A 13,602-nucleotide genomic window follows, 5' to 3' on the forward strand; every position below is an offset into this window, starting at 1 on the left:
CACGCTCCGGCAGCGTGGCGGGCCCTTGGCTCAGCCCGGTCAGCGTGGCCGGTTGTTCCAGTTGTAGAACGTCGGGATGTTCTCGAAGTGGTTCCAGGCGCAGACCGCGCTGGCGCCGTCGCCACCCGCCACCTCTGCCCGTGACTGTCGCGCGACTTCGGCCTCGTGCAGTAGTGCAGTGAGCCCGGTGGCGGCCTCCCGTACCCGGGAGGCGACCTGGTCGGGTGCCTCTTCCGTCGCTCGCTCAGGCTCCCGGTGACTGGTGGTTTCGGGCATGCTCCAACACTCCCTCCAGTAGGCGGATCTTGCTGTTGCGGCAGTGCTCGGTCTCCGTACCGTCGAAACGCCCCAGCTCGAAGTAACGGTTCGCAGCGTGGCCCCCGCCACAGAAGCCGAAGTAGGGGCACGACGAGCGGCACGCCTCCACCCCGGTCAGGAACTCACCCACCCAGGTGGTGCGCTCCGCCGCGTCGGCGAGGATCGCGTGCAGCGGGGTGGTGAGCACGTTTCCGCTGCTGAAATCGCCGTAGCGGGGGTCGGTGAAGCCGGCCAGCTCGGGCGAGAGCACCACGACCGAGCCGTCGTACGCGACGGTCGGGATCGGGTCGAGGTGGCGCGGCAGAAGATCGTCGGCGTTGCCGTCCAGCACGGCTGCGGCGTACCGCAGCGACCACTCGACCTCGCGCAGATGGATCCGCGGCTGCCGACGCCAGGCGGCCACGAGTTCGGCCCAGAACCCGGTCACCACGGCCGGATCGTGGGCGTTGGTCCGGGTGTTGACGCCCTCGGTCTCCTCGATGTTCACCCCGAGCACCTCGCAGCCGAGGTCGAGGCAGTAGTCGTACAGCTCCGTCGCCCGGCCGGGTGCCGGGTCGTTGACCACCGCGAGCGCCGAGAAGGGCAGGTCGTGTCGGCGCAACGCCGCCACCCCGCGAACGATCCGGTCGTACGCGGGCCGGCCCGATCGGGTGACCCGGTCGCCGTTGCGCTCCCGAGGGCCGTCCACGCTCACGCTCACCCGCATGCGATGCGCCACGAAGAACTCGCACCAGGCGTCGTCGATCAACGTGGCGTTGGTCTGGACGTGGTGCTCCACCTCCGGGCCGAACGGCGCCATCAGCGCCGCCAACTGCTCCCGACCGGCGGCCAGCGGCTCACCGCCGTGCCAGACCACGGAGAACCGCGCCGAGGCCGCCCACGGGTTCACCGAGGCGGCCACCGCCTCCGCCACGGCGACCGGCATCCGTCGGTCGGTCGCCCGAAACGGCAGGTAGCAGTAGGCGCAATCGAGGTTGCAGAGCGTGGTGGGCTGCATCACGACGTACGACGGGACGGCAGCCATGCCGCGCATCCCATGCAATGACCGTCCCGGTGCAGCCATCGCCCTCCTCGTCGCGGTTGAAGGCTGCCGGGCACACCCCGGCAGGGCATGCCCCGCAGCGTTGAGGGGTGCCCTTCAGGCTAGGCCGCGATGGCCACTCGGGTGAAGCCCGGCTCAGGTGGCCGTGAGCTCAGCTCACCTCACCCGCGGGTGTGCTGACCGACCATCTGCACCTCGCCGGTGCCCTCGATGATCTCGCCCACCTGCCAGGCGTCGACGCCCCGGCCGGTCAACGTGGCAAGCGCCCGGTCGGCGTCCTCGGCCGAGACGATCGCGAACATGCCGACGCCCATGTTGAAGGTCGCCTCCATCTCCGGGTCCTCGATCCGCCCCTTGGTCTGGATCAGGTCGAAGATCGGCTGCGGCCGCCAGGTGGAGCGGTTGACCACCGCGTCAACGTTCTCGGGCAGGATCCGCACCAGGTTGCCGGGGATACCGCCGCCGGTGACGTGGGCCAGCGACCGCACCTCGGCCTCGGCGATCAGCTTGAGGCAGTCCTTGGCGTAGATCTTGGTGGGGGTGAGCAGTTCCTCGCCGAGCGTGCGCTGCCGGCCGAAGTCGTCGATGACGACGTCCAGCCGCATCCGCCCCGCGCCGAGCAGCACGTGCCGCACCAGGGAGTACCCGTTCGAGTGCAGACCGGACGAGCGCATGGCGATCACCACGTCGCCCACCTCGACCCGCTCGGGGCTGAGGATCTCGCTCTCCTCCACCACACCGACACCGGTGGCGGAGATGTCGTACTCGTCGGGACGCAACACGCCCGGGTGCTCGGCCGTCTCGCCACCGAGCAGCGCGCAGCCGGCGTAGCGGCAGCCGTCGGCGATGCCGGCACCGATCTCGGCGACCTTGTCCGGCACCACCTCGCCGGTGGCGATGTAGTCGAGCAGGAACAGCGGCTCGGCGCCGCAGGCCACGAGGTCGTCGACGACCATCGCGACCAGGTCGATGCCGACCGTGTCGTGGATGTCCATCTGCTGGGCGATCACCAGCTTCGTACCGACACCGTCGGTGGACGACGCCAGGATCGGGTTCTTGTACTTCGTGGTGTCCAGCCGGAACAGGCCCGCGAAGCCGCCGAGGTCGCCCATCACCTCCGGCCGGCGAGTCTCCTTCACCTTGGACTTCAGCAACTCGACGGCGCGGTCACCCGCCTCGATCGACACGCCGGCGTCCGCGTACGAGACGGAACGTTTGCGAGCCTGGCGGCCGCTGCCGGCAGTCCAGGGCTGGCGGTCGTTGCCAGCGCCGCTCGGGCTGCTTCCTGCGCCGCTGCGCTCGGACACGTGCGTCACGGTTCTCCCCTTTGTGGTTCTCGGCTGCGGTCGACGGTGACCGACCGCAGCCGGGCGATGCTACGGGCGGTTTGTGGTCGCCGAGATCTTCAGGTCGGAGCGCGACGCGCGACGCGACCGGTTGAGATCGTCGTCAGCTCCCGCAGCGGCGACGAGCGGAGGGACGGGTTGCTCGGCGGAATCACTGTCGTCCGAGTTGTGGGCGACCCGACGGCCGATTCCTTCGAGGACGTGCTTGCCGATCAGGTTGCCGACGGGAAGGTCGATCGGATACTCCCCGTCGAAACACGCCCGGCACAGGCGGGTCTTCGGTTGCTCGGTCGCGGCGATCAGGCCGGGCAGCGAGACGTAACCGAGGGTGTCCGCACCGATGGAGCGCCGGATGCCCTCGTTGTCGAGACCGTTGGCGAGCAATTCGGCGCGGGTGGCGAAGTCGATGCCGTAGAAGCACGGCCAGGACACCGGCGGCGAGGAGATGCGGACGTGCACCTCCAGCGCGCCGGCCTCGCGGAGCATCCGGACGATCGCGCGCTGGGTGTTGCCGCGGACGATGGAGTCGTCCACCACGACCAGGCGCTTGCCGCGCACGTTCTGCCGCAGCGGGTTGAGCTTGAGTCGGATGCCCAGCTGACGCAGGGTCTGCGACGGCTGGATGAAGGTGCGCCCGACGTACGGGTTCTTCATCAGGCCGGCGCCGTAGGTGATGCCGGACTCCTCGGCGTAGCCGATCGCCGCCGGGGTGCCCGACTCGGGCACCGGGATGACCAGATCGGCCTCGACCGGGTGCTCCTTGGCCAACTGCCGACCGATCTGCACCCGGGCCGCGTGCACGTTACGACCGGCGATGGTGGCGTCCGGGCGGGCGATGTAGACGTACTCGAAGAGACAGCCCTTGGGCTCGGGGGCGGCGAACCGGCTGGACCGCAGCCCTTCGGCGTCGATCGCGATCAGCTCGCCGGGCTCGACCTCACGGACCACGCTGGCACCCACGATGTCCAGTGCCGCCGTCTCGCTGGCCACCACCCAGCCCCGCTCCAGCCGGCCGAGCACCAGCGGGCGTACGCCGTGCGGATCCCGCGCCGCGTAGAGGGTGGTCTCGTCCATGAAGACGAAGCTGAACGCACCCCGCAGCTGCGGCAGCACCTCCAGCGCGGCCGCCTCGACGGAGAGATCCGGTCGACTCGCCAGCAGCGCGGTCACCAGCGAGGTGTCGTTTGTCGAACCGTCAGCGGTCAGGCCGCGCTCGGTCACCTCGCGCTGCAGCTCGGCGGTGTTGACCAGGTTGCCGTTGTGCGCCAGTGCGATTGTCGTGCCGGAGCTGGTGGCACGGATGGTCGGCTGGGCGTTCTCCCAGGTCGACCCGCCGGTCGTCGAGTAACGGGTGTGGCCGATCGCGACATGGCCGCGCAGGCTGGCCAGCGTCGGCTCGTCGAAGACCTGGGCCACCAGGCCGAGATCCTTGTAAACCACCACGCCGGAGCCGTCACTTACCGCTATGCCGGCCGCCTCCTGCCCCCGGTGCTGCAACGCGTACAGCCCGAAATAGGTCAGGTTGGCAACCTCTTCCTCCGGCGCCCAGACACCGAAGACGCCACAAGCGTCCTGCGGGCCGGGTCGTTGGGGATCAAGGTCGTGGCTCAGCCGGCCGTCGCCTCGGGGCACCTGCCGCTCCCTCTTGCTGGTCTGGACTGGCCTCGCGGAAGCCGAAGGGCCTGCTCCGCGCTGATCGGCCGGGACCACACTGTCGCCTGACAGTGTACGCGAATCCGAGTCGGCACATACGGTCACGTTGTCACCGCTATAGGTCAGCCGAAACATGCGTCACTCCAGTTCGAGGGGCAGGTACGGGGAGATGTCGGCCCGCGTACCGCTCGCCCGTACGCGACCCTCCGTGACCGCCTGAGTCCATTCGAGTCGCCCGGTGGCCAATGCGAGCCAGGTTTCCGGATCCATCTCGACAGTGTTCGGTGGCGTACCGCGGGTGTGTCGCGGCCCGGGAACACACTGAACTGCACCGTAAGGTGGGACACGCACCTCCACCGATCGGCCGGGAGCGCGGTCCGCGAGGGTGGTCAACAGGGCCCTGACCGCCACCCGCAGGACCGACCGTTCGGGCGCGCGACTCTCATCGAGCGCCGCCATCACCGCCGCCACCGCGGCCGACTTATCGTACGGAGAGGACACGACGGGACGATACGGCCTCGTCTCGCCGCGCGCGACGCTGGCCCTGGGTCGCGCCGATCCGCCCCGACAAGGCATAGTTGCCGACGGCGTATTCGTACCGTGATGTTCCCCCGGCCCGGCACCCCGCCCGGCCACGGAAATCAGTCCGGAAGGCGGTGGACGTGTCAACACACCGACGAGCCTGGCAAAAGCGGGCCGGTGTGGTCGTGGCGCTGGTTGTGGGTGCCCTGCTCGCCGTCCCCGCCACACCCGCCCTCGCTGCCAACCCCGACGTAACGATCACCAATCTGCCCAACGGCAACCTCCAGGCCGGTCAGCAGACCTCGATGACGTTCAGCGTCAAGAACAACAACGAGGAGCCCACGACTTTCACCATCGCCGTCAGCACCTTCAACGGCCTCAGCTGCCAGGGCGAAGGGTGCAGCATCCCGGCTCGGCAGATCTCACCGGGTGAAGCGGTCCCGTTCACGGTGAACCTGGTCGCCGGTGACGTGCCGGCCGGTCAGGAGCGCTCCGGTCGAGTGCGGGTGTCCGCCCGCGCGGGCGGTGACCAGGGCGGCGACGAGCGCGACATGACCGTGCGGGGGCCTAACCCGCCGCCGACTACGCAGGCGCCGCAGACGGTGCGGTCGATTTCCGGCAAGGTGGTCAACCAGGCCGGTGACGGGGTGCCGAACGCGTACGTCCTGCTCAAGGACAGCGCGGGCAAGCAGTACGAGACCAACGCCAACAACGACGGCAACTTCCGCTTCACCGGCACCAGCGAGCGGCCCATCGCTCCGGGCCGGATCGACCTCGGCGCGAGCGCGAACAGCGTCCGCGAGGTCGTGAGCTTCACGGCGAACGCGGGTCAGAGTGTCACCGGGCAGCGGATCACCCTGGCGATCCAGGCCTCGAACAGCCCGACTCCGACCCCCACTGCCAGCGAATCGGCGGTGCCGACGGAGGACCCGTTCGACGACGAGCTCGCCGACGAGGTGGACGAGGCACCGGCCGAGTCCGCGGCGCCTCCGGCCCAGGCCAGCAACGAGGACTCCGGCGGCTTCGGCAACTGGCTGCTGGTCCTGCTCGGTGGCCTCTTCGTGGCCGTTGGTGTCGGCACCATCGTGCTGCTCTGGATGAAGCGCAAGGAGAACGACGACGCCGAGGTCGACGGGGATGAGCCTGCCGGTGCCCCCGCCGGCGCGGTTCCGGCGGCACGAGGCTCCTTCGCCGGCGCGGACGACCAGACCCGCGTGGTCAGCCGGGTCGGCAACACGCCTGACCCGACAATGGTCGCCGGTGCCGGGATCAGCAACGCGCCGACGATGATGCACCAGCCGATCGTCGACGACGTTCCCCCGGACCCGTACGGCGCGCCGCCCGCACCCTACGGCGCTGCGCCCGGTGCCGGGCAGGCCTGGTCGGGCGGTGGTTACGGCGACGAGCCCGGCGGCTACGGCGCATCCGGTTACGGCAACGCGCCGTCGTCGGGCAGCGGCTACGGCAGCAACCCTTCGTCGGGGGCGGGCTACGGCGGCCGTGACTACGGCGCAGGCAGCGCCGGGGCCGACTACCCGCCGGCCGGTGGCGCAGCCGGCTACGGCGAGCGGTACGACGAGCCGACCGGCCGCTACACCGGTGACGAGACCCGCTACCCGGCGCCCGCCGACCCGTACGCGACCGGGTTGTACCAGCCCGAGGCGGGCCAGGGCTACGGCAGTTCCGAGCCGACCGGCTACGGCCGGGGCGAACCGACCGGTGGCTACGGCCAGAGCGAGGCGACCGGCGGCTACGGCCAGGGCGCGCCCGCTGGTGGGTACGGGCAGGCCGAGCAGCCTGGCGGCTACGGCCAGGGCGGGTCGGCCGGCGGTTACGGTTCAACTGATCGGGACTACAACCGGGGCGAGCCGACCGGCAGCTACGGCAACGGCAGCGGGTACGGGCAGAGTGAGCCCGCCACCGGCTACGGACAGGGCGCGCCGGCCGGCGGATACTCCCCGAGCACGCCTGCCGGCGGTTACGGCCAGGGCGAGCCGACCGGCAGCTACGGTCGGACCGAACCCGTCGGCGGTTACGGCCAGAGCGAGCCGACCGGCGGTTACAGCCAGAGTGAGCCGACGGGTGGTTACGGGCAGACTGCCGAGCCGACGGGTGGCTACCCGCCGCAGACCGGTGGGTACGGACAATCCGCAGGCGGCTACGGCCAGACCGGTGGGTACGACGATCCCGGCCGCTACGGCCAGGGCGGCTACGGCGGCGGCTACGGCGGGCAGGAGCCCCCGCAGCAGCGCAGCGGCTACGACGGCGGTTACGACCAGAACAGCGGCGGGTACGGCCAGGAGCCGCCACGCCAGCGCGGAGGCTACGACAACGGCTACGAGCAGGGCGGCGCCTACGGCAGCGACCCGGCACAGGCCGGCCATGGCCGACCGGACAACGGCCCCGCGGAGCGCGGACGCCGGCTCGACTGGCTGGACGACTGACCAGACCCAGAGCAGGCGTAACGACAACGTGTGACGGGCGACCCACCGCAAGGGGGTCGCCCGTTCCGCGTGTACGTGTTGATCGGTCGGGCCCGGCCGGTCAGGCGGGTGTGAAGACGCCCTGTCGCAGCAGCGGCACCACGGCCGAGGTGTCGACCCGTACGGCGATCTCGACGTCCTCGGCGAAGCCACTCCCGATCAGTTCGCGGCCCGACACGGAACCCCGGATCGCCGCGGGTACGTCCGGGATGCTGGCCAGCGCCGCCAGTGCCACGGCCGCTTCGACGGAGAGGCCGCCGGTCACCCCGGACAGCGCGTCCAGCACGCTCGCCGCACCGAGTTGATCCTCCACCGACGGGCGCAGCGCGCCGTCCGGCCATTGTTCACCGGCGGCGATCACGCCGATCGGTTCGTTTGTCGAGCCGTACCCCTGGCTCAGCAGCCAGCGCCCGACGGCGCGTGCGTTACGCAGGTTGGCCGCGACCACCGGCAGGCCGGTGGCGCTGGCGGCGGCACTGATCGCCGAACCGTTCGGGGAGGGCAGCACCAGGTCGGAGACGACCGGTGCCCGGCTCAACGCGGCCGGTGACAGCGACCACGGATGTGCTGGCGTGACCTGCCGACGCCCGGCGGCGGGCACGGCACCGACCCGGCGCGCGTACTCGGCGGCCTGTTCTCCCCAGGGGAAGGGGTGGACGCGCATTCCGCGCCCGACCGCCACCTCGACGGTGGTGGTGAACGACAGCACGTCCACCACCACCAGTACCGCGCAGACGCGGCCGAGTTCCGCCGCCCCCGCGAGGCCCCAGTCGAAGCGGGCCCCGGATCCGGATTGAGCGTGAACGGACTCGGCCAACGCCTCAGCGCTCGTCGGCGGAGGTGTGCTCCTGTGGTGCGTCGGTTGCGATGTCCTGCTCGCCGGCTGCCTCGATCGGCTGCTGGCGAACCGGCGGTGCCGCCCGCTCGACCGGCCGGTCGTCCTCGGGCGTCTCGACGCCGTCGGACACAGCCTCCGCGTGCGGCTCGGCGTCCTCGACCGAGGGAATCGGGTCAGCCTCGACCGGTGCCTCGACCGCGTCCACCGGCGCGGCCTCGACCGCGCTGTCCTGCGCCGTCAGCTCGACCGGCTGGACGCCACCGAACAGCGCCGGCAGCGTGGCGCTGTGCGCCTCACGCAGCTCGTCCAGGCCGATGCGGAACTGGCCGTGCACCTCCAGCGCGCCGCCCGTGGAATCGGTGACGCCGATGAGCTCCCATGGCACGCCGTGCTCGGCGCAGAGTGCGGTGAACGCCTTCTCGTGGCCGCGAGGCACCGAGACCAGCACCCGACCGGCGGACTCGCTGAACAGGAAGACGAAGGGCATCGAGGTGCCCTCGAAGCGCTCCGGCACCGCGATCCTCGCCCCGACGCCGTAGCGCAGGCAGGACTCCACCAGGCTCTGCGCGAGCCCACCGTCGGAGAGGTCGTGCGCCGAGCTGACGTGGCCGACCCGCGCGGCGGCGGCCAGCAGCTCGCCGAGCTGCTTCTCCCGGGCCAGGTCGACCTGCGGGGGTACGCCACCGAGGTGCTGGTGGGTCACCCAGGCCCATTCCGAGCCGGAGAGTTCCACGTGCGTCTCGCCGAGCAGGAAGAGCTGGTCGTGGTCGCCGCTGGGCCGCGGGACGAAGCCCATCGCCACCCGCTCGGCGACGTTGTCCAGGACGCCGAGCACACCGACGACCGGCGTCGGGTGGATCGCCGCCGCCCCGGTCTGGTTGTAGAAGCTGACGTTTCCGCCGGTGACCGGGATGCCCAGCTCCGCGCAGCCGTCGGCGAGGCCACGAACCGCCTCGGCGAACTGCCACATCACGCCCGGGTCCTCGGGGGAGCCGAAGTTCAGGCAGTCGGTGACCGCGATCGGCGTCGCCCCGGTGACCACCACGTTGCGGTACGCCTCGGCCAGCGCCAGCTTGGCACCGTGGTACGGGTCGAGCCGGGCGTACCGGCCGTTGCCGTCGACCGAGAGCGCCACGCCCAGGCCGGTCCGCTCGTCGATCCGGATCACGCCGGAGTCCTCCGGCTGGGCGAGCACGGTGTTGCCCAGCACGTAGCGGTCGTACTGCTCGGTGACCCAGGTCTTGTCGCACAGGTTCGGCGAGGCGATCATGCGCAGCACGGTCTCGCGCAGCGCGTCCGGGTCGCTCGGCCGGGGCAGCGTCTCGGCCCGGTCGGCCTGGAGCAGGATCAGGTCGGCCGGCTCCCGCATCGGGCGGGCGTAGACCGGCCCGTCGTCCACCAGCGAACCCGGCGGCACGTCGACCACCAGCTGGTCACGCCAGGTGATCAGCAGTCGGCCCGGCTGGCCGTCCGGCTCCGGAGCGGTGACCTCACCGATCGCGGTGGCCAGCACGCCCCACTTCTCGCAGGTCTTGAGGACCGTTTCGAGCTTGGCCGGCTCGACGACCAGGAGCATCCGCTCCTGCGACTCGCTGGCCAGGATCTCGTGCGGGTCCATCGAGGGCTCGCGCAGCGGCACCCGCTCCAGCCAGACCCGCATGCCGGTGCCGGCCGCCGCGGCGGTCTCGGTGAGCGCGCAGGTGAGCCCGGCACCGCCGAGGTCCTGGATGCCGGCGACGAGTTCGGCGTCGTACAGCTCCAGGCATGCCTCGATCAGCAGCTTCTCGGTGAACGGGTCACCGACCTGCACGGACGGGCGGCGCTGCTCGCTGCCCTCGGTGAAGGTCGCACTGGCCAGCACCGACACACCGCCGATGCCGTCACGGCCGGTCTTGGCACCCATCAGCACCACGACGTTGCCGGGGCCGACGGCGGCCTTGTTCTGCAGGCGGCTCACCGGCAGCACGCCGAGGCAGAGCGCGTTGACCAGCGGGTTGCCCTGGTAGCAGGGGTCGAAGACCACCTCGCCGCCGATGTTGGGCAGGCCGAGGCAGTTGCCGTACCCGCCGACGCCTGCGACCACGCCGGGCAGCACCCGGGCGGTGTCGGGGTGGTCGGCCGCGCCGAAGCGCAGCGGGTCCATCACGGCGACCGGGCGGGCGCCCATGGCGAGGATGTCCCGGACGATGCCGCCGACGCCGGTCGCCGCGCCCTGGTACGGCTCGACGAAGCTCGGGTGGTTGTGCGACTCGACCTTGAAGGTCACCGCCAGTTCGTCGGAGACCCGCACCACACCGGCGTTCTCGCCGATGCCGGCGAGCAGCCGGTCACTCGGCGGGGCCTTCTCGCCGAACTGGCGCAGGTGCACCTTGCTCGACTTGTAGGAGCAGTGCTCGCTCCACATGATCGAGTACATCGCCAGCTCGGACTGGGTGGGCCGGCGGCCCAGGATGTGCCGGATACGGTCGTACTCGTCGTCCCGGAGCCCCAGTTCGGCGTACGGCTGGAGTTCTTCCGGGGTGCCCTCGGCGCGCGGCACGGTGTCCACCCGGTCCGCCCAGTCGGCCTGCCCGGCCGACGCGGCCGGATATGGCTGGACCGGCTGTGCCGGCGTGGCCGGGACTGCCTCCGGGGTGTCCCGTACCGGGTCCGGATGCGTAGTCATGACCTCTCCTCGTTGCGCTCGCCGCCGTACGGGCGGGTGAGCCGACCGATGATCCCGACGCGGACGGTCACGCCGGCGCCCCCACCAGGTGCTTGAGCACCGAGGTGAAGAAGCCGAGGCCGTCGAGGGAGGGGCCGGTGAGCGCCTCCACCGCGTGCTCGGGATGCGGCATGATGCCGACCACGTTGCCGGCCGGGTTGGTGATGGCCGCGATGTCCCGCTGGGAGCCGTTCGGGTTGACGCCGACGTAGCGGGCGACGACCCGACCCTCGGCTTCGAGGGCGTCAAGCGTCGCGGGGTCGGCGACGTAGCAACCCTCGCCGTTCTTGACCGGGATCAGCACCTCCTGGCCGGGCTGGAAGACGTTCGTCCAGGCGGTGCCCGCCGACTCGATGCGCAGGATCTGGTCGCGGTTGCGGAAGTGCAGGTGCTGGTTGCGGGTGAGCGCGCCGGGCAGCAGGTGGGCCTCGCAGAGGATCTGGAAGCCGTTGCAGATGCCGAGCACGGGCAGGCCGCCGGCAGCGGCGTCGACGATGGTCTCCATCACCGGGGCGAACCTGGCGATGGCCCCGCAGCGCAGGTAGTCACCGTAGGAGAAGCCGCCGGGCAGGACTACCGCGTCCACCCCGTGCAGCTCCGGGTCACCGTGCCACAGGCGTACGGGCTGGGCGCCCGCGATGCGGACAGCCCGGGCGGCGTCCCCGTCGTCGAGCGAGCCGGGGAAGGTCACCACACCGACCCGCGCGGTCACGACCGGGCTTCCGCGGGCTCGTCGGCCTCGACCAGGTGGACGGTGAAGTCCTCGATGACCGGGTTGGCGAGCAGCTTGTCGGCGATCTCCCGGGCCCGGTCCAGGTCCGGTTCACCGGTGAAATCGATCTCGATGCGCCGACCGATCCGCACCGAGGCGACATCGTTGACACCGAGCCGGGGCAGCGCGTTTGCGACGGCCTGGCCCTGCGGATCGAGGATCTCGGGCTTGAGCATGACGTCGACGACGACGCGAGGCACTGGGCACTCCTGACTGTGTACGCAGTTGGGTGCCGACCCACAACGGGCGAGCGCAGCCAGCCTACCTGGCAGATGTCGCACCGGACGCACCGGTGGGAGGGCGTCGAGGCGCCACTCGCGGCCACCCGCCTGGCCCTGTCGAGAACGATACGGGTTCGTTGCTGTCCCGATACGGCATTGTTGCCCGATCTCCCGGCGGGTCGCGTAACGCACGGGTCGGCAGGTCTTGGCCGAAGGTGGACACCGAGCACGACTGGGCCCGACATCGGACTGTTACATCGACTTGTTTGAATGAACCTCTTGTGAAACACCTCACCCAGCCCTACGGTACATCGTCAGACGTCGATTTATCGGTGTCGCGGTGACGGACCACCCCCGCCCGTCACCGCAGGTCGACCCGGCCACCCGGGTCCCGCGATCCCCGAAGGAGCCCTACCGATGCGCATCCGATCCCTGCTCGCGGTCCTCGCCACAGCCCTGGCCGGCGTGCTCGGCGCCAGCTCCGGCGCTGTCGCCGCGCCGGTTGGCCCGTACATCATCGGCGGCGGAACCGTCTCCTCCGCGCCGTGGGCCGCGGCGGTGTTCAGCAACGGCTCGTTCACCTGCTCCGGCACGATCATCGCCCCGCAGTGGGTGCTGACCGCCCGGCACTGCCTCGGCGGCACCATGTCCGTGCGGGTCGGCAGCGTCTACCACGGCTCCGGCGGCGTCACCCGCACCGTCAGCGCCACCTACGGCCGCTACGACCTGGCCCTGATGCGCCTGTCCAGCTCGGTGAGCACCAGCTACGTCACGCTGGCCAGCAGCAACCCGCCGGTCAACTCGACAAACACCATCTACGGCTGGGGCATGACCTGCTACAGCGGCTGCGGGGCTTCTCCCCAGCTGAAGACCGCGTCGGTCCGGGTGACCAGCACCAACGTCACCGACGCGTACGGCGGGCAGGCGATCCGCAGCACCCGGATCAACGGCAACGCCTGGCGGGGCGACTCGGGCGGCCCGCAGTTCTACAACGGTGCCCAGGTCGGCGTCGCCTCCACCGCCGACGGCCAGAGCATCCAGAACTACGGCAGTGTGGCCTTCAACCGGGCCTGGATCACCTCGGTGGCCGGTGTCTGACCGAAAGCGTCCGATGCGGCGCGGAAGGTGGGCAACGCGCCCGCCGTCCGCGCCGCGCTGTTTTGCAGCATCCGAGCAGGTGAACAGGGCTCACGTTGCCGGAGGTCAACGCCTGCCAGCATCGAAAACGTGCTGGTCGTGACGACGGATCAACTTCCCGGCTACGAGATCCGCCAGATCCTCGGCGAGGTGGTCTCCTCGATGGCCAGGACCCGCAACCCGTACCGCGAGGGCGTGAAGAACCTCCGTGGTGGCGCGTACGACCCGATGGCGCCGGACAACCTCACCCGGTGGCGTACCGACTCGGTGGCCCGGCTCGGCGAGGAGGCCCGCCGGCTCGGCGCGAACGCCGTGGTGGGGATGCGGTTCGACAGCCGGGACTGCGGCGAGATGTGGATGGAGATCTGCGCCTACGGCACCGCCGTCATCGTGGCACCCAAGGTCCCCGACGTCATGCCCCCCGACCAGCCGCTCATCGCCGCCGAAACCGCAAACGACCCGTCCTTCGCCAGCACTCCCGGCGGCATCGCCGAACCCGCCAGCGCCCCCAACCTCAGCTCCGCCCCCGAAACCCCCACCCGCGACAGCTAGCTCCACCCCACCCC

Annotated in this window: 12 protein-coding genes; 3 read left to right on the forward strand and 9 right to left on the reverse strand. The window is 70.9% G+C overall.

Annotated elements, in window-relative coordinates; translation table 11 throughout:
• Window positions 1-39: 39 nt before the first annotated feature.
• The 5 genes from amcA to C1A38_RS24315 form a co-directional block, all read right to left on the reverse strand.
• Window positions 40-276, reverse strand: a complete 237-nt coding sequence (gene amcA, locus C1A38_RS24295; protein ID WP_102660037.1) for a multiple cyclophane-containing RiPP AmcA — start codon at window positions 274-276, stop codon at window positions 40-42.
• Window positions 245-1,351: a cyclophane-forming radical SAM peptide maturase AmcB gene (gene amcB, locus C1A38_RS24300; protein ID WP_286047556.1), complete on the reverse strand. Its 1,107-nt coding sequence runs from the start codon at window positions 1,349-1,351 to the stop codon at window positions 245-247. The genes amcA and amcB overlap by 32 nt, the downstream gene beginning before the upstream one ends.
• A gap of 170 nt (window positions 1,352-1,521) precedes the next feature.
• Window positions 1,522-2,676 carry a phosphoribosylformylglycinamidine cyclo-ligase gene (gene purM / locus C1A38_RS24305; protein WP_102660039.1) on the reverse strand — a complete coding sequence of 385 codons (1,155 nt, stop codon included), beginning with the start codon at window positions 2,674-2,676 and terminating at the stop codon, window positions 1,522-1,524.
• Between the two features lie 60 nt (window positions 2,677-2,736).
• Complete coding sequence (gene purF / locus C1A38_RS24310; protein ID WP_102660040.1) at window positions 2,737-4,338, reverse strand: amidophosphoribosyltransferase; 1,602 nt, start codon at window positions 4,336-4,338, stop codon at window positions 2,737-2,739.
• Between the two features lie 159 nt (window positions 4,339-4,497).
• Window positions 4,498-4,818: a sterol carrier family protein gene (locus tag C1A38_RS24315; protein WP_102660046.1), complete on the reverse strand. Its 321-nt coding sequence runs from the start codon at window positions 4,816-4,818 to the stop codon at window positions 4,498-4,500.
• Window positions 4,819-5,060: 242 nt separating this feature from the next.
• Between C1A38_RS24315 and C1A38_RS24320 the strand changes: the two genes are divergently transcribed.
• A complete protein-coding gene (locus C1A38_RS24320) occupies window positions 5,061-7,325 on the forward strand; it encodes a carboxypeptidase-like regulatory domain-containing protein (protein ID WP_502696955.1) in 2,265 nt (754 codons plus the stop codon).
• Between the two features lie 100 nt (window positions 7,326-7,425).
• On the opposite strand, the gene C1A38_RS24325 is transcribed toward C1A38_RS24320, so the two are convergent.
• The 4 genes from C1A38_RS24325 to purS all read right to left on the reverse strand — a co-directional run bounded on the left by C1A38_RS24325 (window position 7,426) and on the right by purS (window position 11,878).
• Entirely contained in the window at window positions 7,426-8,181 is a 756-nt protein-coding gene (locus tag C1A38_RS24325) for a 2-phosphosulfolactate phosphatase (RefSeq protein WP_102660041.1), read from the reverse strand.
• Between the two features lie 4 nt (window positions 8,182-8,185).
• Window positions 8,186-10,867: a phosphoribosylformylglycinamidine synthase subunit PurL gene (gene purL, locus C1A38_RS24330; protein WP_102660042.1), complete on the reverse strand. Its 2,682-nt coding sequence runs from the start codon at window positions 10,865-10,867 to the stop codon at window positions 8,186-8,188.
• Window positions 10,868-10,934: 67 nt separating this feature from the next.
• Window positions 10,935-11,618: a phosphoribosylformylglycinamidine synthase subunit PurQ gene (gene purQ / locus C1A38_RS24335; RefSeq protein WP_102660043.1), complete on the reverse strand. Its 684-nt coding sequence runs from the start codon at window positions 11,616-11,618 to the stop codon at window positions 10,935-10,937.
• Window positions 11,615-11,878, reverse strand: coding sequence for a phosphoribosylformylglycinamidine synthase subunit PurS (purS, locus tag C1A38_RS24340; RefSeq protein ID WP_013730868.1), 264 nt, complete (start codon window positions 11,876-11,878; stop codon window positions 11,615-11,617). Before purS ends, purQ begins: the two co-directional genes overlap by 4 nt.
• Window positions 11,879-12,316: 438 nt before the next feature.
• Between purS and C1A38_RS24345 the strand changes: the two genes are divergently transcribed.
• Entirely contained in the window at window positions 12,317-12,997 is a 681-nt protein-coding gene (locus C1A38_RS24345; RefSeq protein ID WP_102660044.1) for a S1 family peptidase, read from the forward strand.
• Window positions 12,998-13,024: 27 nt separating this feature from the next.
• A complete protein-coding gene (locus C1A38_RS24350; RefSeq protein WP_199180316.1) occupies window positions 13,025-13,588 on the forward strand; it encodes a YbjQ family protein in 564 nt (187 codons plus the stop codon).
• Window positions 13,589-13,602: the final 14 nt, after the last annotated feature.

Origin of the sequence: Verrucosispora sp. ts21, assembly GCF_002879555.1 — a bacterium.
Taxonomy (GTDB): domain Bacteria; phylum Actinomycetota; class Actinomycetes; order Mycobacteriales; family Micromonosporaceae; genus Micromonospora; species Micromonospora gifhornensis.

What these genes read in the sequence shown, in the direction of transcription:
- amcA (WP_102660037.1), bottom strand. Translation starts at nt 276, where the DNA reads ATGCCCGAAACCACCAGTCACCGGGAGCCTGAGCGAGCGACGGAAGAG.
- amcB (WP_286047556.1), bottom strand. Translation starts at nt 1,351, where the DNA reads ATGCGCGGCATGGCTGCCGTCCCGTCGTACGTCGTGATGCAGCCCACC.
- C1A38_RS24315 (WP_102660046.1), bottom strand. Translation starts at nt 4,818, where the DNA reads ATGGCGGCGCTCGATGAGAGTCGCGCGCCCGAACGGTCGGTCCTGCGG.
- purL (WP_102660042.1), bottom strand. Translation starts at nt 10,867, where the DNA reads ATGACTACGCATCCGGACCCGGTACGGGACACCCCGGAGGCAGTCCCG.
- C1A38_RS24345 (WP_102660044.1), top strand. Translation starts at nt 12,317, where the DNA reads ATGCGCATCCGATCCCTGCTCGCGGTCCTCGCCACAGCCCTGGCCGGC.